Raw genomic sequence first — 22,352 nt, forward strand, 5'->3', positions numbered from 1 at the left:
TACCTAATTATGTCACGACCGCTCATGTCCTTTTAGTGTTGGACACTTCATTGGCTTCGATTTTCTGTCTTTCATCTACGGTTTTACCGGTGAAAGAAGCTACTTTATCAGAAATGTTACCAGCAACACCATCTAAATGACTTCCGAAATCATAACTTGCACCGACAGCTGCACCGCCACCGAAAACAAGAGCTCCTGCAAGAGTTACGCCTACAACTTTACCTTTAGTACCTGCGATTAGTTTTTTCATAATAAAAATTCCTCCAATAATAGTTTTTTTAGGGTTGGCGAGAAGATTAAGGGACAGAAAGACTATGAGTGAGAACTATGTATTCTCATAAATTAGGTTCTACATAAGATCACCTCCTTATAATTAGACATAAAAAAAATCCCCTCCTATAAAAGGAGAGGACTATTTTAATTACTTTTTGCTTTCTTGAGATTAGAGATCATGAAAGTGATACCAATAATCCCAAATAAAATAACGAATCTTGATACATCATCGACATTTCCAGTGAACACGATGAGAAGTATGATAGAAGCAATAATGGTTATAGAAATATACGAAGAAGCTTTGTTACCGAATTTCCTTTTGAAGAAAAATAATAGACTAATTAATAACAAGAAAACAGTGATCTGAATCATAAACAATTTATCGACCTCCAATCTTATTATCTTCGATATGCATAGATTTTAGGCGGAGCCCATTTAAAGACCAGAACTGAGCCTCTGTAGCTTCTATTGTCTCTTAATTCTCTATAGAGATACCAATTTCCTGCTGACATGAGCATACCAGCAAAAAATGCTGGTTGGGAACCAGGAATCATGCCGATTAAAGCGGATACAAAGCCCCAAGTAAAAGATCGGTCATTAAATAGGTCTCGATAATATCTAGATTCTCTACTATTCATATACCATTTTAGTCCCCACCAATACTTTCTTGAAAAATCATCAATGACGGCGTTAGTGGAGTCGCCTATCTGATCTAAAGGAGTTACAAGCTGTGGTGTTTTACTGACATTATCCAAATAGAGTACGTTGTCTCTAACACCTTCGTTTAATGTATTCACACCTTTTTCATATTGTTCATAGATTTCAGGGGCAACTTTTGTTTTCGCAGTTGGGTTTATTTCTAGTGTACCACTTTCCATTGTAATGTATTGATCCATAATAGGGGCAGCAGCAAAAACTTTGTCGGCTTCTTCTTCGGAAAAATCAGGATTATCCATAATTCTATAGGTACCATCAGTGTTGAAAAACTCTCCACCTTCATTTTCCCAATCATTAAAAAGATCCACCTTCCCATCAGCACTTGCAGTAAGGGGACTTATCAGAGGTACCAACAGGACAACAGACAGCAGAATGAGCAAAAACTTTTTCAAATACCATACATCTCCTTTTAAAGTCGAATTTTCTCTTTAATACGATTATATATATTCTACTTTAAATTCATATTTTCTCCTTTTATTTACAAAAAAAGAGAAAAAAGTCATGAGACTATGTATTCATTATAAAGGAGTGCTGGTTTAATAAAAAAGCCCACACGCTAAGGTGTGAGCCATTTATTAGTTAATATTTTTCAACAGTTAAGGTTCATTCCAAAATGAATTACAATCTTTACAATAGAATTGATCAAGAGATTCCAACTCATTATCGATAGGAATGGTGTTTAGATAAACAATATCTATTTTATTCGGTTTATTGCACCTACAAACTTGATGATTGGCTTCTTTCATATCACCACTCCTTTAAAGAATTTCATCTACATCTCCCGGAGGGAGCAGCCCACCAAAAGTGGGCTACATGATTTCAGAGAATTCCCGTTTAAATATTTGAGCTTCCGGGTCCTCTGGATCCTTGGCTAAAGCAGTCTGAATACAGTTTAAGTGAACATTCGTATCAAACTCATGTGAAGCAAACAAGTGAGCATCAAAGGTTTCACAATACCAGCACCCTAGATCCTGTGCAGGCAAGTTTTGAATTTGAATGCCTTCCGCTTGATACATATACGCCTGTTCACCAACAGTGACTACACAGATAACGTGATAAAAGGTGTGATCATCAAAGTTTTCTTGATTGAAAGTTTGAGCAATCAAGTGTACTGAACGCAGAACCAAAGTGGACTATAAGAAAGAAAAATACTTCCGTATAGAAGTTTAGAAGGCAAGTGATATCTCGAATTCAAGTCTTACACAAATGGGGGCTTTAGTTGAATACTCAGAATGCTGATATATAGTTTAATATTGCTTGTAAACTGGGGAATGATTTTAAACAAAGGTTGAGATCAAAAGAGAAGAAGTTACTTTTAATGGTACATTATCTTTGCAAATTATATAGTAGGGGTACCGCCAGCAAAACGTACGCTAAGCATGAAATAAAAATCTTAGAGATGAAAAAAGAGAGGAGAGGCTTAATTATTAAGTCTCTCCTCTCTTTTTTTCATTATTAATGTGGCATGGGGGCATTAACTAAGTTTAAAACAATGTCCCATTGGTTTGGAGATGCTTTATTTACTATTGATAGAGATGAAATTTTTTCCTTTATCCCTAATCCATACAAAAATATTACTACTCCTATAAGCAGCCATTTTGGATGGAAATAATCATTGATAAAATCATTGACATAATTCAAAGTATAACGTCCAATCGCTTAATTTTAAAACTCATTATAAAGAGTAAGATAAATAATAAAGCAGTTAAACATAAAAATGGAATCAATGCCGTCCAAATAGGTTGCTGAGAAATGTTAAATGGAAAAATTGTACTTATTAGTGAATATACTTCAAGATCCATAATGGCCAAGACAAAATTTCCAGCATGATAAATCACAAAAGGTAACGACATGGCGAGAAAATTATTACTTAACAAAAAGAGAAGTGCAAAGCTTAAAGAAGCATACACTACACCATTAATTGCCACCCAGAAAGCATATCCTAATCCATAAACCAATGAACCATAGTTTAATAATTGACTAAACGTTGGGGAGTCAACGTTTTCAATATTATCAACGGGATAATAATTGATATGCCCAAATAAAGGATCTATGTAAAAGGCAATAAAAAATGGAACAAAAACCATTAAGAAAACGACGGTAAATACTAAAGTAGCGTTCACAAAGAATTTCATTCTTAAATAAGAGCCAAGGTCGGTTCTTGAACGAGTATATAATAAGAAATTATTTGTTTTCTCCTTGGCGAGTTGTATTAAAAAGATACTTACACATATTAAAGGAAAAACCATAGGAATCATACCTTCTAATGTTAAGGTGAAAAAGTCTATCGGTTTGAATAGGATATAGTTATTTGCTTGATAGAAGGCAATTAGAATTGGAATTAGAATTATGGCGATGTAAGTAAAAACGTATAAAGGTGAGAGCATTCCTTTAATTTCTCTAGATAACAACATTACTCATTCCTTCCTACAATAAATGGGTTTATCTAATGTTAGATAAACCCATTAGCTAATTTAATTACTTCTCCAAGTTCCTGAAACTGAAACTTCTTCCGATGTTGTTATATCATTGCTAAATTGTACTTTAACGTAGTGCCCTTTAAGATGGCTATTAAATAGGCTACGAGTGGAACCGTCTACTATATTTCTAGCCCAAACTCCATTAGATACTCCTAAAACAAAATGATCGTCTCCCTTTCAATTGGAATTTAATTCGTCCCATTAAGTTATGTAAACGAATTGAAAGGTATGACGTAGTTTATGAGCTTGATATCATTTTATAGGGAGAAATTCGCAAAAGTATATTCAAGCAGTCCATCTGAAATTTGAGTGTAATTAGCTTGATTTCGAGTGTTCAAGTTTAGGGGGCTATTCTTCAATAAAGAAGAGCAAATTTTAATTTGGGGGTGATTTAGTTGGGAATGGGGTACGTTTTATTGACCGGTGTAATCCTTTTAGCTATTAGCCTGATTACAATAAAAAAATTTAAGACAGAGACATCTCTCCAAAAAATCTTACATTTGAGTGCATTGTTAATTGGTGTAGTTCTCATTATTTTATCCACCATTGGAATTATAGGTTATGGTCAGGATATATTAAATTATTAAAATTTATCTAATTTGTCTTGAATTCGAGTATTCACGTATCGGGGGCTTTAGTTGTAAAGGGACTATTATTTTAGTGTGAAAGCTGGGAAGATAAAATTATGAAAGGATGGTGTATATGGAAGTTACTTATCCAGCTGGTTTTAGGAACAGGTTTTTAGCAAGTGTTTTAGATTTTATTATTATATTTTTGGTAACAGGAATTATCTCTTACTTTCTATATGGAGTATTTTATGATGGTGAAAAATCCTACCCTACTGATATTTTAGGATTAGTTTATACCGTGTTATTACCTGTTTTATGGTCTGGGTACACGTTAGGGAGAAGAATGGCAGGCAATCGTATCGTAAGAATTGATGGGAGAAAAGTTGGGGTTGGTACAATGATAGTAAGGGTTATAGTAGCAGGAGTTGCCTATGCTCTCACATTAGGAATTGGATTGATTGTAAGTGCTTTTATGATAGGAGTAAGAGAAGATAAACGTGCGATTCACGACTTTATTGCGCAAACGTATGTGACAACATCCCCACCAATCCGGGACTAAATTATGAGTGATGGAACTGAACTATAGGGTGCTAAAGTAAAAGAGCAGTATAAGATATCTCGAATTCGAGTCTTACATAAAAGGGGGCGATTGTTCAATATGAGCAATCGCTTTTTTGGCTAAGGGCAGGATTACGGAAAACTCAGTTTAGAGATAAGTGGGGTAAATAATAGTACTGCGTCATTGTTGGTATTATTTGGATTAATGATGATATAGTTAAGTTACCAAACAGAAATGGGGGGGGCTATGGAAACTTTGGCAGCATTAGTAATTGTAGTGTTAGCAGTAGTTGTGGATTACTTTTGGTTGGATGTTGATCGAAAGTGTTGGGGTTGGATGAAGAATTGGACAATGGTGCAGAAAGGATTATTCTTTTCTGGTTTTATATTTGTATCAGTCTTAATTTATGTAGGACTGAGTGTTGAGTTTTTATGAAGTAATTAGTCTTATGGTATAGTGATTTATTTAGTTAGTAAGGGGTGGTTATTATTTACAGGGATTTCATCTATTATAATGGTGACAAAATTGAATCTATACTCGCTCAAATCAATAGTGGACTATTGGAAAGTGTAACTGACAGTAAACAAAAAGCTAACCAAGTAGGTGGCAGGGCTAAAACAACCATATTAATGGAGTTATTGGGTTTCCCTATTTCGGGAGAAGTAAATTACAATCGAACAACAACTACAAATCTACAAAATACTAAGTCATTACACGACTATGCGTTTGAAGAGATGAGACTAGGCCTTCAAGAAAGGAACTTACTAAATGATGTAACTAATTTAGAGCACCGTTCATTAAAAACTACTTCTAGAAATTTTGTTAAGGTTACTGGCAAGATAGCAATATTTGATTATGAAACTTTATCTCAAAACCTTTCTAATATCGGGGTTCTCGATAGAATAATTAATGATAAAAGTATAGGTGATGTTTCTAATCCCGATTTTGATCCTTTAGACATGATGAAGATATTTGCTGATGCACAAGAGCAGCCTGATGATGAATTTGAACAATTTTCAAAGCTCGTATCTACTATGTATTCTGACTTAACAACTATTGAAATGACTAGTAATACTGATCTAACTTTTGCAGGTACTATTAATAAGGAGTATTTAAGAGAAACTATTAGGAACATAATTTACAAATACGGTTCTAATTTAGAAGGAAAATGGGAAATGATATGCCAAATAACCAAAGTTCCAATTAAAGAGAGTACAAGCATTACTGAAAAAATTAATGAGTTTGGCAAAAGTATTAAAGGTCCTAATTTAGAATCTGAGAAAACGTTAGCTGACTTTATGAATAAAGTTATAAATGAATTCAACCAAATTCAAGAAGCATTTGCATCAGTAAATTTCCCTAAAATTGCGGTAGAACCTATAGCAATTTATAAGGAACATAAGTAGTTACATAACAGTATCGAAGTTTTGTAAAAAGAAGTTATAACATTTTGGATTGTGATCCAAAGGGAATACATCTCGAAATCAAGTCTTCACGAATTGGGGGCGCGCGACAAGTTCTGCTATAAGCGCTTTTCAGCGTGAAAGGCAGGAAGTTTATTTGATTAAATTTTAACTGTACAACGGAGGATGGGAATGAAGGATCCATGTTTCCTGAAACCATCCCGTCAACACTTCTGCATGCGTTAAGACGGACAGGTCTTAGGGTGTGAAGCACAGGTAGATTGGGCAGAACGAAGGCTGAAGCCATTAGGTATGCTGACGGATATGCCCCACGGCTGAAAAACTAGATAGGATGAGAATCGTTCTTTGAGATAGGAACTGACGAACTTCCGAAGGTAAGGGTCTAAAGTTTCGAACGTAAGGAAACTTACGTGGTCATCTTACGATGACGTGAGTGGTGTGGAGTAAAACTGCCCCCTCTGAAAGACGCTATACCGAACGATGGCGGTATCGAGCTCACAGGCTTAAAGGAAGCATCTACGTTTAGTATGGATAGCTACGTTGTATGGTACTTGGAAAGCAAGGGACGTTGAATCAAGGGCTGTCACCCGAAACGGTTGCTATAAAGTTATGCTGAAAAGCATTTATCCTTGTGAAGGTAGGGGAATGACTGGTGAAACTTCTGTAATGGAAGTGGAGGAATAGCCCCAAGTCTAGAGTATGAAACGATTATTTTCCTAACGTGAATGGCACCGATCGGGTAGGAACGTGGGAACATCACTCCAAAGGAGGGATGCCACAGTGTCAACGCTGCGAAACTGGGATTATTATAATATGACGGAGACCTTTACGGATCTTCATGAAAAAGCGAGTCAGGGAAATACGTTCTCTCATTTATATGAAACCATCATATCGAGAGAAAACATCCTGCTCGCTTTTCGCATGATTAAAACCAATAAAGGTTCTAGAACACCAGGAACCGATGGGAAAACCATCGATGACATGAAAGAGCTCTCCGAAAATGATCTGGTAAATGAAGTCCGAAGTAAACTTCAAAACTATCACCCGAAGAAAGTTCGAAGAGAATGGATTGAAAAAGAGAACGGAAAATGGAGACCCCTTGGGATTCCATGTATCTTGGATCGAGTGATCCAACAATGCTTCAAACAAGTTCTCGAACCGATTGTAGAATCTCAATTCTTCAAACATAGCTACGGTTTCAGACCTCTCCGGTCTGCTCATCATGCTATGGCAAGAATACAGTTTCTGATTAACCATAGTCAACTTCATTACGTGGTTGATGTAGATATTAAAAGCTTCTTTGATAACGTAAATCATCGTCTATTAAAGAAGCAACTCTGGAATATTGGCATCCAAGACCGAAAGGTACTGGCATGTATTTCTAAAATGATTACATCAGAAATTGATGGTGAAGGTGTGCCCGATAAGGGTTCGCCACAAGGTGGAATTTTATCTCCCCTTCTTTCGAATGTTGTCTTAAATGATCTAGACCAATGGGTTGCCGACCAGTGGGAAGTATTTCCCCTGACGAAATCCTACAGTTCAGATGATGCCAGAAGGCGAGCGAGAAAACAAACGAATTTGAAACAAGGATATCTGGTCCGGTATGCGGATGATTTTAAAATTCTATGTCGGGATGGAAAGACAGCGCAAAGGTGGTACCATGCGGTACGTCTGTACCTCAAAGAGCGTTTGAAACTGGATATCTCACCAGAGAAATCTCAAATTGTAAACTTAAGAAAACGAGAATCGGAGTTCTTAGGGTTCACCATTCGTGCGAATAAAAAGGGTAAGAAACGAGTGGCCCATACTGGGGTCGTTACTTCAAAAAGCGAGAAAATCAAACAGGAAGCGAAGAAACTCATTCGAAGAATGAAAGCTTCGCCTTCTACTGAGAATATTAATCGTTATAATAGCTTTGTTCTAGGACTTCACCAATACTTTAAGCGAGCGACTCATGTAAGTCTCGTGTTTTCACGTCTTGCTTACGATCTAAAACCATTTCTAGTGAACCGTCTTCGACCGGTTGGAAAGCTAGAACATCCTTTTAAGCCACCTCCTTTCTATAGGAAGACCTTTAGCTTAGGAACGAAAACGATCAATATCAATGATACGTATCTATTCCCCATTGGCAATGTGAAAACATTCCATGCGATGAGCTTCAGTTCAAAGCTTTCGCTTTACACAAAGAAGGGTAGGGAACAGATACACAAAAGTCTCCGCCCGGATATCCAGAAAGAAATTGGACATTTAATGAAGTCTTCTCTACCGAAACGAAGTATTGAATATCTGGATAATCGTATTAGTCGATATAGTATGAAGATGGGAAGATGCGAAATTACAGGCAAATACCTCCATGCACAAGACGTTCACTGTCACCATTACGTGCCAAAGAACCAAGGAGGGTCCGATCAATTTCAGAATCTCCGTATTCTTCATAAGGATATCCATCGACTTATCCATATGAAAGATATAGAGAAGATAAAGGTTTATCTTGAACGATTACCACAGAATCGATTGATCTTAGACAAAATCAATCAATACCGAAAGGTATGTGGGGTGGAAGGGATCGTTGCATCCAGTCTCGAAGAGTAACATAGGAACTTATAATGTAGTACATACCTTTAGATGGAACGCCGAATGCTGGGAAACTAGCACGTTCGGTGTGGAGCAGGGGAAAAGCCAGAGATAATCTCAAACGCTTACCTATTGCTAACTATTGCTTAAAAGACTGCTCCCCCTTAATTCCACTTACATAGTGGTTCTGATGATTATAATTTTTAAATTCAAAAAGCAAATAAAGTTTAATCAGGGAGGGGTTTTTTGAAGAGGTCAAACTGGAAACATATGATTTGGAGTTTGCTCTTATGTATTTTTATACCATATTTCATATCCAGTAATTATTCTAATGAAGGAATAGGCAACCACACTTTTGGATTTCCAATAAAGTATATAACGATACACCAGAAAGAACCTTACAGTGTCTGGCTTTTTGATAACTTATTTAGCGGTAATGATGGAATGGCAATTAATCCTGCGACTTTTCTGTTAAATGTACTTATCATTTATTTAATAATTAGATTCGCAGCAAATAAAATGAAGAAGAGAAAAGACGTTAATTTAAATGTCCAATAACAAACACTATAGTATTGAGCATTGTTTTAGGTGTGATTTTATACTACATAATCTGTAAGTTATCTCAGTTTCAAGTCTTATAAAACGGGGGCGATTGTTCAATATGAAAGATCACTCATCATTAACCGGCAGGATTGTAGAAAATTCAGTAATTAGATAAAGTATAGTATATATAACAAGGGAAATCTGGAGGAGTTTGAGTGAAAAAGCATTTGTATCGGAGTATTATTAGTTTCTTTAATTCTCAATGGGTCGGAAAGTTCATTCAAAGAGCTAGTCGTTTTCCTCTCAGTAGATGGCTCATTCTGCCATTCGTGAAAGTCCTGAAGGTCCAAACTGATGAATTAGACAAAAATATAGAAGAATTTACTTCATTAGAAGATTTTTTTGTTAGGAAACTGAGGTCAGGTGCACGACCTGTAAAGGAAGGTAAGAAAGAAATTGTAAGTCCTGTCGATGCTAAAGTAGAGCAATTGGGTGAGATAAAGGGTGCTGCATTTAAGATAAAAGGAATCTCTTATTCAATTAATGATCTATTAGAGAATAAAGAAATGATAGAACGCTTTCAAAATGGTTTATTTATTGTTCTTTATCTTAGTCCGCGAGATTATCATCGCATCCATTCTCCCGTAGATGCTGTCGTTACCAACCAGTATGAGCTTGGAGGAAAGTCTACCCCTGTTAATAAGTGGGGATTGGCTTTAGGGAACTCTCCAATTTCAACGAATTACCGAATTATTACGGAATTAAAACAAGATGATGGGATGTATATTGCTCTCGTAAAGGTAGGGGCAATGTGGGTTAACACTATTCAACTCTCCCATTCCACTTCGCTCCTAAAAAAAGGGGAAGAAGTTGGCTTCTTTAACTTTGGTTCTACCGTTGTTCTATTGTTCGAAAAAGGAAAGGTTAGTCTCAATGAAAAGTTAAAGCGCGAATCCTTTATTAAAGCTGGTGAGCCTTTGGCGAATAAAATAAACGTTAAATTTTAGACTTCTGTTTTAGATAATATAGAGGATGAATCTTTAAATATTTTGGTGTCAACAAAAATCAATCCTACTTAGGCTTACGAGTAATCCCTATACTGTGCCTTCAAGAAGTGTATTAGTTAAATAAAATGCATTTCAAAAAAATATCTTGAATTCAAGTATTAAACAAACGGGTGCAATACTTGAAAAGCACTTTAAAGTGAAAAAGTTACCATTGGGAGGTGGGGATATCATGTTGAAAAAATCTTTGGTTGCCTTAATTATATTTGTTGCTATAGCGTTCCCTGCTTTTTACTTAATATCTGGTAAAATAACTTGGGAAATGGTATTGAGGACAGGGATAGGTTACATAGCAGCTATTATTGTCTTGTCTATTTTTGCTAAAAAAAGACATACATGAAATATCTTAACTGTTATACATCTATAAAAAAGAATATATAGAACGTTTTTATGAGATTCAATCCCTCATTATATCTCGAATTCGAGACTTAAAGGAAAGGGGGCGATTGTTCAATAGAGCCTTAGCCTTTATTACCTAAGCACAAGGAATATCAGGGCATTAGGCTATTTAACTAACAAAGCAGGTTATTTTAAGATGGGACGATGTATTTAAACTCCTGTCACTAAACACCAAATTGTTTTAAATGGTGGTCAAGATGCTTGTAGGTTCCTTTTCCCCATTGCTCGGAAGTAAGTTTTCCGAAAAAAGGATGTGGATGATCTGCACAAGCCTCTTGTCCATTCTTTTGAAATATTATTATTTTTTGTTTCAGTTTTTCTCTTTCTATATCAAAATCTCTTTTACTTGTAATCAAAATGGTTGGAATAGTCGACATGTTGTGGTCTAAAGGTTTGTCATTATAAAAGATGGGTTTTGCAACTCTACCTACTAATAACCCTAACCAACCTCTTGGGGGTAAAGAGTATCCCATTGCGATATCTTGGAAAGCTGAGCAATGAGCTAACATTTGAGAGACATCCATTTTTCCCCATTTTGGTTGTGAATCTATATTTAAGTTTTCGATACGATTTAATATCTCATCTGTGTACGTGATCTCAAAAATATTATTCATTAGAATACTCCTTTAGTTTTTTATTTTAACCAAAAAACGCTCTTGATTATTTAATATATAATTCAATGCCAACGTAATTTAATCCTTTTATCTAACGGGTACTTTAGTTTGAAATCTGCTTCAAGATATCTCGGAAATAAGTCTTCCATTTAAGGGGACGATAGCTGCATAGTGACTATCTCTTATTGTGCTAACAGAGTAGTTAAGATAATGATTATGGTCTGATTACCTTTCAACAACCAGCTTTATTGAATTAAAGAAGGAAATTTATTGGTGATGTAGAAATGAATATTTATGTAATTTAATGTATGTATTGGTAGAATATTGATTGAAATGTTGGCAAATGTATGTGGGTGAAATTCATCTATTTTTTGAGGGAAAAGGTGATATATATGAAAACAACCCAGTCTAAAGACGGCACAACCTTGGCGTACGATGTTTACGGTAGTGGTCCAGCGCTCATTTACATTACGGGAGCAAGCTGCCATCGCTCATTTAAGCCCATAGTGCGAGATGCCAAAATATTTGCCACAGAATTCACTGTTTACAATTATGACCGCCGTGGTCGTGGCGATAGTGGTAACACACTGCCTTATACTATAGAACGTGAAATTGAAGATATCGAAGCAATGATTGATACGGCAGGCGGCAAGGCGTATTTGTATGGCCATTCGTCTGGTGCTGTAATCGCACTTGAGGCAGCACTTCGACTTGGCAACAAAGTGCAAAAAGTAACGATGTATGATGCGCCATATGTACGTGACGAGAAAGAAAAAGCCGAATACAAACAATTAAGCCAAAAAATACACAAACTTCTCGATAACGAGAAAAATGCAGAAGCAATGCTTACCTTTTTAGAGGGGATTGGGATGCCCAAAGTATTTGTTTTATTGTTGCCGTTATTTCCTGGCTGGGGAACTACGAAAGCTCTAGCTCCAACCCTTGCATATGATATTACTCTAACACAGGATATGCCGCCCGTTGAACGAGCTACTCAAATTTCCATACCTACGCAAATAATCGTTGGCGAAAAAAGCCCGGCCTCAATAAATGATGTTGGTCACCAACTAACAAAGGCAATTCCAAACGCAAAGTTTGTACAACTTGCAAAGCAAGACCACATGGTTAATGGAAAAAAACTGCTGCCAATACTTTCGACCTTTTTCAAGTAATAAAAGTGGATGATTTGTGGTCTAGACTTTATAAGATCATGGATTGGAGTTTATATTAAGGTGTAAAAGGCTATCGGGACGTTATTTTAAGTTGTGCTCCAAGTTATATCGAAATCAAGTCTTCCAGTAAAGGGGGGCGATTGTTCACTTAGAGCAATCGCTTTTTTGCTAACGTGCCGAAGTGTATAGCATCAGATTTCAAGATAATTACTGTATTGAAACTAAAACTGTCTTATTTCGTAATTAGGTTAGGAGAATTAGGTGTTAATGAATAAGGAGGAAGAAAAAATGTCCTCACTGGATAAATGCCCGAAATGTGACAATAAAGAATTAAAAAAAGGAATTGTAAATTCATCATTTGGTGTAGTACATATGTTTCCAATAGAGAATCAAAGGAGTCAATCTTCTCCAATTAGTTCGATGTATTGTGCTAAATGTGGTTATATTCTAGAGTGGTATGTAGATAATCCAGAATGACTTCAATAGAATATCAATTCTTAATAGCATATAAAATAAGTATATTTGTAAGAAAGAATATCTTGAAATCAATTCTTCACGCATCGGGGGCGTTTTCCCTAATAAGGAATCGCGCTGATATCACATATAAGGGCAGATTAATGAACTATGTTAATAGAGACGGGATTTATTATAGGGGAGGTTGATTTTATTGAAAAAAGTAGCATACGACGACTATTACCAAGAGCTTAATTATTTTGGAAATCCATATCCAGGTCTCATTGATTTTTTCACAAATTATAAACCTAAAGGTATTGTTCTTGATTTAGGCTGTGGGCAAGGAAGAGATTCATTGTTTATTGGAGAATTAGGATACAAAGTTATGGGAATTGACCATTCAACAGTCGGGATAAATCAGCTTAATGAGGAAGCTAAAAAAAGAAATATAAACGTTGAAGGTATAGTAGATAACGTATATGATTTCCCGATATCCAAGGACATTGACATTGTATTATTAGATTCAATGTTACATTTTTATAAAAATGATTTACATAAAGAGACCGAATTTGTAAATAAAGTACTAATTCAACTCAAAGAAGGCGGAGTTTTTGTAAACTGTATTTTAAAAGGAGATGAACGTGAAAAGACTTTGAAAAAAATTATTAATGAGTCTACATATGAATGGGAAACATTAACTGATACTTATACTGAGTACAGGGAAGTTAATGCTGAATTTCACCTACTTGCTATTAAAAAAAGGAAACAAATTGAAACGTCTAATTAAACAAACGGGAGCGATTGTTCAATAAGAGCAATCGCTTTATTGTTGAGTAATCTGTAAAAAATGTATAGTAATGTTTCTGAGTTTTTTTAGGATCTTAATTCTATTTAGGTCTTTCCAGCCTTTATTTTCCTAGTTTATGGGATTTTAATCCAAGTATGGTTTGTTTTGTAGTTCTAAGGGAACGTACTCTATTAATATACTTAGGGTGGTTATACTTTGGATAAAAGAAGTGTTGTTTTACCTATAGGAATTATTGCTACGATTATAATCTTATTTATTGGTATTACGGATTACATGGATGATGGAGGTTCTTTGCTTATTAAGTGCTTGATTGCAGTGGTTGGAATATGGATTGCAGTAAAGAATACTTTTAAGCGTAGAGGTAATAAAGAGAGTGATTAGACTCAGAACTTTGGGCGCTATTCTTTAATATTGAAATTGCTATCTTTTTACTGGTTCGAGGTAGTTTAAATGAAGACCTGTAAAGATGAAGTGAGGAAGGGTTATTTATTGATTATACTAAAAGTATTAGGACCACCTATTTTTCTTACCGGGGTAATTTTATTATTGGGTCCAATATTTGATTATAGTTTAGCAGAACGGGTAAGTGCGGTGGTTATAGCTACCTTATTTTGCTATTTGCAAATTTACTTTACGGGGAAGAAAAATAAAGAATAATTTTTACATAAAATGAGCCTCTTTGTTTAATTTAACTCGATTTCAAGTCTTAATGTAAAGGGGCGATTATTCGATAAGAATAGTTGCCTTTTCTTTATTAAAGAATTGGGCAGGTTTGTGGAAACTCAATTTCAAGATACTGGTGAGTAAAAGGTTATCTCTCTTTTCTGTCGTAAATATTTGATAAAATTACAAGAAAGCGCTTTATTTGAGGAAGTGTTGTAAAATGAAAGTTGGTCATCATGGTGAAGTAACCTCTGTATTAGGAAACGTAAGACGCGGAAATTTTTCCATGTCCGTTTATATATTTTATATAGATGGGATGCTGGTTGATACGGGAGCTTCGCGGATGCTTGAAGATTTTAAATCTTTCTATCAGGAAACCCCTATTGATTTTGTGAGCATTACCCATCCTCACGAGGATCACACAGGCACAGCGAAGTGGCTGCAAACAGAATTGAACATTCCTGTATATATAAAAAAAGAAGCAATTACTGGGTGTAAGGTTGAAGCAGATCTTCCTTTGTACAGAAAGCGCATATGGGGAGGGCGAGAGCCATTCTCACCTTGGCCGTTTGGTGAAACCATAGAATCTATGAATCATTCATATGAACTGATACATACACCGGGGCATGAAAAGAACCATATGGCTTTATTTGATAAGGGACATGGGAGACTGTTTTCGGGAGATCTGTTCATACATCCAAAACCCAAGGTCATTATGGAAGATGAATCCGTCCCTGTTATGATTCGATCCATCAGAAACATTCTCCAATTCGATTTTCAAGAGATGTTCTGCCAGCATGCAGGATACATACAGGATGGGAAATCAGCTATGAGAAAGAAACTTAGCTATCTGGAAGAGTTGAGCGAACAAGTGCAGATGCTGTATAAGAAAGGATTTACTATTGAAGAGATAAACGGAACATTATTTCCTGACGTACCGGTGATTGTGCCTCATTCGGGTTATGAATATGATTCAAAACACATGATTCGATCCATAATAGAAGAAATGTAGTTATAGCAGAGCATTTATATGGGGGGTTTAAAAATTCCTCTATAAAAGACGCTTACATATTCATATGTAAGCGTCTTTTGTATGTGGGGGTTTTCAGTTTATTGAAGGGTTAATTCAAATATTTTTCTTTATCTTAGTCCGCAAGATTACCCTCGAATCCACTCTCCCGCAGATGCTGTCGTTACCAAGCAGTATGAGCTTGGTGGAAAGTCTATCTCTGTTAATAAGTGGGGATTGGCTTTAGAGCACTCTCCAATTTCAACGAATTACCGAATTGTTACGGAATTAAAACAAGATGATGGGATGTATATTGCTCTCGTAAAGGTAGGAGCAATGTGGGTTCACACTATTCAATTATCTCATTCTACTTCGCACCTAAAAAAAGGGGAAGAAGTTGGCTTCTTTAATTTTGGTTCGACCGTTGTGCTATTGTTCGAAAAAAGAAAGGTTAGTCTTAATGAAAAGTTAAAGCGCGAATCCTTTATTAGGGTTGGAGAGCCTTTGGCGAATAAAATAGATGTTAAATTCCACACTTCTGTTTAAGATAATATAGAGGATGGATCTTTGAAATGTCTGGTGTCAACAAAAATCAATCCTGCATAGGCTCTATTGGAACTTCGAATGCCCTGATTTTTTCTACAGTTATATTTGTTTTAACCATAGTTCTTACATTATGTAAATCGAAAAAAAGCTACGAAGTAAATATATTTCTAATTAAAGTATCGAGGATGCCAGTTCAATAACCCCAATATAAAAAGAAGAACTTCCATGATATTGGAAGTTTTTTGCTGGGAATATCAATACAAAAAGCTAACACAGCCTTCTGGGAAAACATCTCTACAATCCGGCCGGAGAATTTCACGACTCCCTCCACGTCTTTTACTTTACTGGGCAGAACTACTCGTGTTTTTACGTGAAAACCTGTTTTTAACGTTTGGAAATAGGGGAAATCACGATCAATAACAGCAACTTTTTTATCAATTTTAGGATATCTGAGATATATTAGAATATCCTTCCTTTTTCATATGCTATCATGATTCTATAAGTGGTACGTTTAAAGGAGGCCCCTGCGCATGTTTACATTAAAACAAGCGATAGCTATGCGTTTAGAGAATATACTAGAAGAGAAAAAGCATCTAAGGGAAATGATCGAGAAGCTTACGGACGAACAGCAGGATTTAATACGACGCCTGGAACGTCTGGATGAGAGAAATGAGGATCCGGATACGTCCGCTATTTTAAAGACACTTGCCGAGACGGATGAAGATTTAAGGGGATACGGTGCGAATATTCCTGCTGATCTTTTAATAGAGAAAACAACAAATCATTATAAAGAAGATCAACCAAAAGAAACGTCCAAGCATGATTATATTCTGTCCACGAACTCTGAAGCCTTATCAAAAGATTCGAATAAGAGTATGAGTTATAAGGAATTGACCCGTATTTTAATTAATTATGCAAAAGAACATCATAATCAAGTGGATCATGAAGCATTTGAGCAATACTTGATCGACCACTACAAATTCACCCCGGCAAACTTCTCTCAGATTATATGGAGAGCGAGAAAGGTAGATCCTCGCTTAAGGAGTTTAATCAGCGGAAATCGTAAAATTACGATACTGGACGATAGAACATCCGATTAAATGGGATGGAAAAAAGCTCAATAAACTTGTACATAGGCTTTACAGAACCCCTCTAAACCGTATATGGCTTAAAGGGGTTTTTTATTTAGCGTTAGGATATGTATAAATCTGGTATGTGTTTGGATGTGTCACGCTGTGCATGAGGGTGTGGATTACGGGTATCGTACTATGACATCTGTACGAACTGATTATGACCGGAAGCGAAGGAATTGATGGGTGTGGTTTAAATTGGCTTGAAAGATTAACTTAACTCCGGAATGACTATTGTAATGTAAACAAGCAATCAGAGTTCATTATATAAACGAAGGAAAGGAGCGCTGTTTATGAGTTCCGTTATCGAAACCGATGTACTCATTATTGGAGCAGGCCCTTCAGGACTTATGGCAGCCAATGAATTACAGAAAAGAGAAGTGGATTTCATCTGTTTAGAAAAGAAAGCAGAACCCTCCGATTTGTCGAAAGCGCTGGGCATCCAGGCAAGGACGCTTGAAATGTTTGAGTTGTTAGGTATTCACAAATCTTTTTTAAAAAAGGGATATCCAGGACCTGGGGCGAAACTTCACTTAGGGGGAGAAAAACCATCTCTGGTCGAACTTTACCACATTAAAAGCAGATACCCTTACCTGTTCATTATTCCTCAAAGTGAGACAGAAGCTATATTAGAAGATCATTTAGAATCCTCAGGAGGTAAGGTCGAGCGTGAACATGAAGTGGTAGAAGTTCTCCGGTCTGATCAAGGCGTTTATGTCACTGCGAAACATGAGGGTGAACTTAAAAACTATTTTGCCAAGTACTTAATTGCCTGTGATGGGGTTCATAGTAAAGTCCGTAAAGACCTGGGTGTCGATTTTATCGGTAAAGATGAAGGGTTCACCTTTTTCCTTGGGGATGTAGATATTCCTGACTTTAACGAGATATACATTGATATGACCCTCAACGACCACGGTGCCGTCGCTTTCTTTCCTTATGCAGACGGCAGTTACCGCGTGGTGGGGATGGACCGGGCCAAGCAGGGCCTTCCGCATAAGGATGATCTGTCCCTGGAAGAACTGCAGGAGAGCATGAACTCGATTCTTCCTGTTTCTTATGAGGTGGAGAATCCGAAGTGGCTGACCTATTTTGGTACCGCTCACAGACAGGTTCCTAGTTATCGAACAGGTCGGGTATTCTTTGTAGGGGATGCGGCTCACATCCATAATCCTTTAGGCGGCCAGGGAATGAATCTCGGACTTCAGGACGCATCCAACCTGGGATGGAAGCTGGATGCCGTGTTAAAAGGATATGCGAATGATTCCTTTCTTAACAGCTACCATGAAGAGCGGTCTCCTATTGGGGCAGATATCCTGAAGGAAACCTCCACAATGCTGAAAATTATCAATCTAGATGGAATTGAAGGCAGAATACGGAATTGGACAGGAAAAGCTGCTCTGACACAGAGCTGGATTGAGGGGATCGTAGCCAATCGCTTGTCCCATGTTTATAACGAGTATACGAAGACGGATGGAAACAAAGCGCTGCGGGATTCTTCCCTTTCAAGAGGAGCTCTTCAAGCGGGAAAACGAATTCCGGATCACTTGTTATTCTTCGATGGAACGAATGATGAAAGACTGTATCCGCTTATTCAAAAACACGGGCATCTATGCTTTATTTACATTGACGCTCAGAACCAGGAGTTAATCGACTATGCCTACGCTTTTTATGAGAAAGTAAAAGAAAAATACCAGCATCTATTCAAGATCTTCCTCGTTGCGAAGGGCGGTACCGTCAGAACCGATGGGGACGAACTTCCGATTATTTACGACGTTCATCGAGACTTGAAAAAGGGACTCGGGATGGAAAAAGGCAACACGTTAATTATTCGTCCCGACGGTCATGTTGCCTTTCATGAAACGTCGACCGATGCAGAAGCCATGATGGACAAGCTTGCCAGGTATTTCAGTTAAGCGGCGCAAAGCCGGCACACCTGTTTAGAGTGTGCCGGTTTTTTTCAATTTAACAGGTTGGCAGGGATCGTTTACTTTAAAACTTTAAATCCAATCCTGCTGTTTGTTTTACTTGACGATCGTGCCTGAATGTTTCTCTAATCGGGGGCTGGAAATGTTATTAAGTGAATTTTGATCATAAAGCAGGTATTCAATTGAAAAAATAGGAAATTATAACTTCCCACGAATTGAGAAAGATAAGTACATATAAAAAAAGGGACGAGTATAAATGACAGTAATTACGGATATGAAACAAACAATGGCTAATTTAAAGAGTGCTCAAGCTAATTTTGAAACATTTGCCCTTAGCACAAACAATCAAGAAGCCAAGAAGCTTTATGAACAAGCAGCAAAGCAGACGCAAAGTATTATCGATAGTATAACCCCGCGTATTCAGATGATTGAGCAGGAAGAACCTCAATATCGCCAGTAATAAGCAGGGGTCGTGTTTACAATCGTGCTGATCAGGAGTGGTTCGTTTGACCGTAGGATCTAATGTGAAACAGTGTTTAGCTACTTTAAAAAATATAGAAGCAAGGCTTTCAAAGCTTTCCATTGAATCTAGTGATGAAGCGGCAAGGCAGCTTTTTCATGAACAAGTGCTTGTTATGGAAGAAATCAAACAAGATGTGAAAAAGCGAGTAATGGAATTAGAACGGGAAGAAGAAGAGTATAAAGGGTTTTAAAAAAGGAGTAAAGAATAGTGACAGATGGATTTGAGGTGCTTTATAGAGGAACTCTTTTTTTAATTGTTTTATTCTTTTTAACAAAGTTATTAGGAAAGAAGCAAATATCACAGCTCACCTTTTTCGAATATGTCACGGGAATAACGATTGGAAGTATCGCTGCTGAAGTAATAATGGGTTTAGAAAACAATATATGGCACGGAATCCTCGGCACTTCTATCTTTGCTGTTCTTCCATTTCTTATTGGTCTCTTTTCCCTTCATAGTAAAAAGGTTCGTGACTTTGTCGATGGTACATCTACTGTTTTAATAAAAGATGGAAAAGTACTTGAAGGAAATTTAAAGAAAGAAAAATATACTCTTGATGAACTTCTTCAGCTATTACGAGGGAAAAATATATTTGAACTTGCTGAAGTAGAGTATGCTGTGCTGGAAGCGGATGGAAAGCTTAGTGTACTCCCCAAAAAAGATTATCGTCAGGTTACTCGCAAAGACTTAGGATTAGAAAGTATTAATGAAAAAGAACCTCATATGGTTATTATGGCTGGAAAAATTATGGATAAACCTTTACTTGAGATTGGAAAAGATGAGGATTGGTTAAATACAGAGCTCGAAAAGCGGGGGACTACTCTTGATAAAGTCTTCATCGGACAAGTGGATTCATATGGTTCTTTAACAATTGATTTATACAATGACGAGATTCAAGATTCGACTCCCCAGGACCGTCCCTTATTATTAGCCAACATAAAAAAATGTCAGGCGGATTTAGAACTCTTTGCTTTAGCAACGGACTCCCCCTCTGCAAAAGCTTTATACGAAAAGAACGCAGAAAAACTGGCCAGTTCTATGGAAAAGTTAACCCCTTATCTTAAATGTTGATTCATATTCGTTAGAGGTTTTTTAAAAGGGTTTTAAATTCTAACTCCTCGAGCTAAAGCTCTACGTGATCTCTCCGATCATGTTTATAAAATTGGTAACCGTGGTTCAAAGTACACTTCCGTGACCAGTGCATACCATACTTCTATAAACTGTGAAGGGATGAAGAAAGATGTACTATGTTCCGTATAATTATTCTTATCAGTACCCTTATTATGCGATGCCTTCCCCAATGAACTCCAATGAAAGGCATTCCAATGATTGGTTTTTTCCTAATCAGGTTAAGCCTATAAACCCATTTAACTCTATGCCTGCTAACACCGGTAGGAATATCCTGTTAAAAGATTATGGCCCAAACCCATTTGTCGTAAATATCAATGAAACAACGAAGCAAAATGATACGTATCGCACTGCTATATGGACAGGATCGCATTTACAAGTTACTTTAATGAGTATCAATGTAGGCGAGGATATCGGTTTGGAAGTGCACCCTGATGTTGATCAATTCTTACGTATTGAACAAGGGCAAGGATTTGTTCAAATGGGCCAGAGTAAAGATGATTTGAATTTTGAAAGAAATGCATTTGATGATTCTGCAATAATGATACCTGCTGGAACATGGCATAATGTAACCAATACCGGCAATATTCCACTAAAACTTTACTCAATATATGCCCCTCCTAACCATCCATTTGGAACGGTTCATGAAACCAAAGCAGAGGCAATGACTGGTGAAAGAGACCACAGGGACAGTGATGAAAATAATCTTGTTTTTGGAAGGACTCCAGATGAATGGGTGCAGTACACGGAATATTTAGTAAATGAAGGATTAGAAGATGTTAAAAGAGGAATAAATGCTTTACACATCCTTCAAGAATTTATTCTAATGGGAGTCCTTGTAGGAAAAGGGGATTCTCCTGAGAGAGCGTATGAAAGAGTAGAAGAATGGGAACGTACAGGACAATCCAAGCTCCTTCAGCAAAGCAAAAATATGTAAAAAGGAACTTGGCTCCTATAGTTAAGAGAGTTTTCCCGTCAGATTTACCTGGAAAGATTTTTAATCTATTAAAGAGAGGGAGATCATCTATTAATAGATGATCTCCCTCTCTTTCTTAATAAAGAAGGTATTATCGAATAACCATATACGGTCTCATCTTTTTATAATCTTAACGCTCCAACATATGACAGTGCCATACATATAACCCTGTGTAGGGACTACTATTTGTATGTATATCTACAGGATGCAGTAATGAATCACCAGAAGAGGCCATAAACAATGGCTGGTCCGATGAAACAAAAGTAAATGATGTACTTTCTAAACAAAAAATAAATGGGGGAACCATCGCTCTTTTCACAGCACAAGGTGCAGATCATAGCCATTTCGAAAACGTGGGAGTCGCATTATTAAATGCTCGTAGTGATCGTGATTAGGAATTCATTGTTTCTAATATGACGGCGATCACTGATGATTTTTTAAGTGCAAGACACAGTGTATTCCACTTTGAAACTGATGGTGGGAATGTAAAAGAGATTCCTGTGGCCATCGGAGTCTTGAAAAACGAGAATATAGCTGCCGTTACGGCAGAAGTGAACGACGAGAAAAAAGAAATAGACATCATAACCACTCCATCAGGTCGTTACTTTTATCAAGTTAATGCCTGTGGTCCTATAAAATTTTTAAATAAAAACGGGGAAGTTATGGACCGCTGCGGCATCTAAACTTCTAAAGAAGATGAGTGAGGTAAAGGTAGAATCAGAGACACGTAAAATCAAATGCTGCAAAAAAAATCGCTCTTTATAGCTAATTGATGCTGTCCCATAGGTACCTGGAGACAGGAA

The 22,352-nt window shown here is 36.8% G+C and carries 25 protein-coding genes; 19 read left to right on the top strand and 6 right to left on the bottom strand.

Annotated features, from left to right (window positions below; all coding sequences use genetic code 11):
- Positions 1–22 precede the first annotated feature (22 nt).
- The 5 genes from HBHAL_RS07470 to HBHAL_RS07490 all read right to left on the bottom strand — a co-directional run bounded on the left by HBHAL_RS07470 (position 23) and on the right by HBHAL_RS07490 (position 3,404).
- Positions 23–250 carry a hypothetical protein gene (locus HBHAL_RS07470; RefSeq protein WP_014642724.1) on the bottom strand — a complete coding sequence of 76 codons (228 nt, stop codon included), beginning with the start codon at positions 248–250 and terminating at the stop codon, positions 23–25.
- 167 nt (positions 251–417) lie between these two features.
- Positions 418–651: a hypothetical protein gene (locus tag HBHAL_RS07475; RefSeq protein ID WP_041601262.1), complete on the bottom strand. Its 234-nt coding sequence runs from the start codon at positions 649–651 to the stop codon at positions 418–420.
- Between the two features lie 20 nt (positions 652–671).
- The gene (locus HBHAL_RS07480; protein ID WP_014642751.1) at positions 672–1,382 is read right to left on the bottom strand and encodes a hypothetical protein; all 711 of its coding nucleotides are present in this window, start codon (positions 1,380–1,382) and stop codon (positions 672–674) included.
- Between the two features lie 417 nt (positions 1,383–1,799).
- Positions 1,800–2,117 carry a hypothetical protein gene (locus HBHAL_RS07485; RefSeq protein WP_041601250.1) on the bottom strand — a complete coding sequence of 106 codons (318 nt, stop codon included), beginning with the start codon at positions 2,115–2,117 and terminating at the stop codon, positions 1,800–1,802.
- 510 nt (positions 2,118–2,627) lie between these two features.
- Positions 2,628–3,404, bottom strand: a complete 777-nt coding sequence (locus tag HBHAL_RS07490) for a hypothetical protein (protein WP_014642753.1) — start codon at positions 3,402–3,404, stop codon at positions 2,628–2,630.
- A gap of 768 nt (positions 3,405–4,172) precedes the next feature.
- On the opposite strand from HBHAL_RS07490, the gene HBHAL_RS07500 reads away from it, so the two are divergent.
- The 6 genes from HBHAL_RS07500 (at position 4,173) to HBHAL_RS21415 (ending at position 10,546) form a co-directional block, all read left to right on the top strand.
- Positions 4,173–4,598 carry an RDD family protein gene (locus HBHAL_RS07500; RefSeq protein WP_014642755.1) on the top strand — a complete coding sequence of 142 codons (426 nt, stop codon included), beginning with the start codon at positions 4,173–4,175 and terminating at the stop codon, positions 4,596–4,598.
- A gap of 255 nt (positions 4,599–4,853) precedes the next feature.
- Positions 4,854–5,033 (top strand): hypothetical protein, encoded by a 180-nt coding sequence (locus HBHAL_RS07505; protein ID WP_396253051.1) that lies wholly within the window; start codon positions 4,854–4,856, stop codon positions 5,031–5,033.
- A gap of 44 nt (positions 5,034–5,077) precedes the next feature.
- Positions 5,078–6,004, top strand: coding sequence for a DUF6414 family protein (locus tag HBHAL_RS07510; RefSeq protein ID WP_014642756.1), 927 nt, complete (start codon positions 5,078–5,080; stop codon positions 6,002–6,004).
- Between the two features lie 798 nt (positions 6,005–6,802).
- The gene (ltrA, locus tag HBHAL_RS07515; protein ID WP_041601139.1) at positions 6,803–8,617 is read left to right on the top strand and encodes a group II intron reverse transcriptase/maturase; all 1,815 of its coding nucleotides are present in this window, start codon (positions 6,803–6,805) and stop codon (positions 8,615–8,617) included.
- Between the two features lie 740 nt (positions 8,618–9,357).
- Positions 9,358–10,149 carry an archaetidylserine decarboxylase gene (gene asd, locus HBHAL_RS07525; protein ID WP_014642758.1) on the top strand — a complete coding sequence of 264 codons (792 nt, stop codon included), beginning with the start codon at positions 9,358–9,360 and terminating at the stop codon, positions 10,147–10,149.
- Between the two features lie 145 nt (positions 10,150–10,294).
- Positions 10,295–10,546, top strand: a complete 252-nt coding sequence (locus HBHAL_RS21415) for a hypothetical protein (RefSeq protein WP_145956021.1) — start codon at positions 10,295–10,297, stop codon at positions 10,544–10,546.
- Positions 10,547–10,769: 223 nt separating this feature from the next.
- On the opposite strand, the gene HBHAL_RS07530 is transcribed toward HBHAL_RS21415, so the two are convergent.
- Positions 10,770–11,219 (bottom strand): DUF1569 domain-containing protein, encoded by a 450-nt coding sequence (locus tag HBHAL_RS07530; RefSeq protein ID WP_014642760.1) that lies wholly within the window; start codon positions 11,217–11,219, stop codon positions 10,770–10,772.
- A gap of 392 nt (positions 11,220–11,611) precedes the next feature.
- On the opposite strand from HBHAL_RS07530, the gene HBHAL_RS07535 reads away from it, so the two are divergent.
- The 13 genes from HBHAL_RS07535 (at position 11,612) to HBHAL_RS07600 (ending at position 22,232) form a co-directional block, all read left to right on the top strand.
- Complete coding sequence (locus HBHAL_RS07535; RefSeq protein WP_014642761.1) at positions 11,612–12,391, top strand: alpha/beta fold hydrolase; 780 nt, start codon at positions 11,612–11,614, stop codon at positions 12,389–12,391.
- A 267-nt stretch (positions 12,392–12,658) separates the two neighbouring features.
- Positions 12,659–12,868 (top strand): acetyltransferase, encoded by a 210-nt coding sequence (locus HBHAL_RS07540; protein WP_223254270.1) that lies wholly within the window; start codon positions 12,659–12,661, stop codon positions 12,866–12,868.
- A 190-nt stretch (positions 12,869–13,058) separates the two neighbouring features.
- Positions 13,059–13,631 (top strand): class I SAM-dependent methyltransferase, encoded by a 573-nt coding sequence (locus HBHAL_RS07545; RefSeq protein ID WP_014642763.1) that lies wholly within the window; start codon positions 13,059–13,061, stop codon positions 13,629–13,631.
- Between the two features lie 216 nt (positions 13,632–13,847).
- A complete protein-coding gene (locus tag HBHAL_RS07550) occupies positions 13,848–14,033 on the top strand; it encodes a hypothetical protein (protein WP_014642764.1) in 186 nt (61 codons plus the stop codon).
- A 502-nt stretch (positions 14,034–14,535) separates the two neighbouring features.
- Positions 14,536–15,327, top strand: a complete 792-nt coding sequence (locus tag HBHAL_RS07560; RefSeq protein ID WP_014642765.1) for an MBL fold metallo-hydrolase — start codon at positions 14,536–14,538, stop codon at positions 15,325–15,327.
- A 120-nt stretch (positions 15,328–15,447) separates the two neighbouring features.
- Positions 15,448–15,870: a phosphatidylserine decarboxylase gene (locus HBHAL_RS07565; protein ID WP_087946056.1), complete on the top strand. Its 423-nt coding sequence runs from the start codon at positions 15,448–15,450 to the stop codon at positions 15,868–15,870.
- A 530-nt stretch (positions 15,871–16,400) separates the two neighbouring features.
- A complete protein-coding gene (locus HBHAL_RS07570) occupies positions 16,401–16,970 on the top strand; it encodes a hypothetical protein (protein ID WP_014642768.1) in 570 nt (189 codons plus the stop codon).
- 323 nt (positions 16,971–17,293) lie between these two features.
- On the top strand, positions 17,294–18,913 hold the full coding sequence (locus tag HBHAL_RS07575) for an FAD-dependent monooxygenase (RefSeq protein WP_014642769.1): 1,620 nt from the start codon (positions 17,294–17,296) through the stop codon (positions 18,911–18,913).
- A gap of 268 nt (positions 18,914–19,181) precedes the next feature.
- Positions 19,182–19,385, top strand: coding sequence for a DUF1657 domain-containing protein (locus HBHAL_RS07580; RefSeq protein ID WP_014642770.1), 204 nt, complete (start codon positions 19,182–19,184; stop codon positions 19,383–19,385).
- A gap of 37 nt (positions 19,386–19,422) precedes the next feature.
- Positions 19,423–19,638: a DUF1657 domain-containing protein gene (locus HBHAL_RS07585; RefSeq protein ID WP_396253057.1), complete on the top strand. Its 216-nt coding sequence runs from the start codon at positions 19,423–19,425 to the stop codon at positions 19,636–19,638.
- A gap of 17 nt (positions 19,639–19,655) precedes the next feature.
- Positions 19,656–20,516: a DUF421 domain-containing protein gene (locus HBHAL_RS07590; RefSeq protein ID WP_014642772.1), complete on the top strand. Its 861-nt coding sequence runs from the start codon at positions 19,656–19,658 to the stop codon at positions 20,514–20,516.
- 169 nt (positions 20,517–20,685) lie between these two features.
- Positions 20,686–21,510: a cupin domain-containing protein gene (locus tag HBHAL_RS07595; RefSeq protein WP_014642773.1), complete on the top strand. Its 825-nt coding sequence runs from the start codon at positions 20,686–20,688 to the stop codon at positions 21,508–21,510.
- A gap of 452 nt (positions 21,511–21,962) precedes the next feature.
- Positions 21,963–22,232, top strand: a complete 270-nt coding sequence (locus HBHAL_RS07600) for a hypothetical protein (protein ID WP_014642774.1) — start codon at positions 21,963–21,965, stop codon at positions 22,230–22,232.
- Positions 22,233–22,352: the final 120 nt, after the last annotated feature.

It is taken from the genome of Halobacillus halophilus DSM 2266, assembly GCF_000284515.1.
GTDB classification, from domain to species: Bacteria; Bacillota; Bacilli; order Bacillales; family Halobacillaceae; genus Halobacillus; species Halobacillus halophilus.

Excerpts from the sequence above, each read along its gene's own strand:
- HBHAL_RS07470 (WP_014642724.1), bottom strand. The coding sequence starts at position 250 with ATGAAAAAACTAATCGCAGGTACTAAAGGTAAAGTTGTAGGCGTAACT.
- HBHAL_RS07490 (WP_014642753.1), bottom strand. The coding sequence starts at position 3,404 with ATGTTGTTATCTAGAGAAATTAAAGGAATGCTCTCACCTTTATACGTT.
- HBHAL_RS07500 (WP_014642755.1), top strand. The coding sequence starts at position 4,173 with ATGGAAGTTACTTATCCAGCTGGTTTTAGGAACAGGTTTTTAGCAAGT.
- HBHAL_RS07530 (WP_014642760.1), bottom strand. The coding sequence starts at position 11,219 with ATGAATAATATTTTTGAGATCACGTACACAGATGAGATATTAAATCGT.
- HBHAL_RS07535 (WP_014642761.1), top strand. The coding sequence starts at position 11,612 with ATGAAAACAACCCAGTCTAAAGACGGCACAACCTTGGCGTACGATGTT.
- HBHAL_RS07540 (WP_223254270.1), top strand. The coding sequence starts at position 12,659 with ATGAATAAGGAGGAAGAAAAAATGTCCTCACTGGATAAATGCCCGAAA.
- HBHAL_RS07560 (WP_014642765.1), top strand. The coding sequence starts at position 14,536 with ATGAAAGTTGGTCATCATGGTGAAGTAACCTCTGTATTAGGAAACGTA.
- HBHAL_RS07570 (WP_014642768.1), top strand. The coding sequence starts at position 16,401 with ATGTTTACATTAAAACAAGCGATAGCTATGCGTTTAGAGAATATACTA.
- HBHAL_RS07575 (WP_014642769.1), top strand. The coding sequence starts at position 17,294 with ATGAGTTCCGTTATCGAAACCGATGTACTCATTATTGGAGCAGGCCCT.
- HBHAL_RS07580 (WP_014642770.1), top strand. The coding sequence starts at position 19,182 with ATGACAGTAATTACGGATATGAAACAAACAATGGCTAATTTAAAGAGT.
- HBHAL_RS07595 (WP_014642773.1), top strand. The coding sequence starts at position 20,686 with ATGTACTATGTTCCGTATAATTATTCTTATCAGTACCCTTATTATGCG.
- HBHAL_RS07600 (WP_014642774.1), top strand. The coding sequence starts at position 21,963 with ATGACGGCGATCACTGATGATTTTTTAAGTGCAAGACACAGTGTATTC.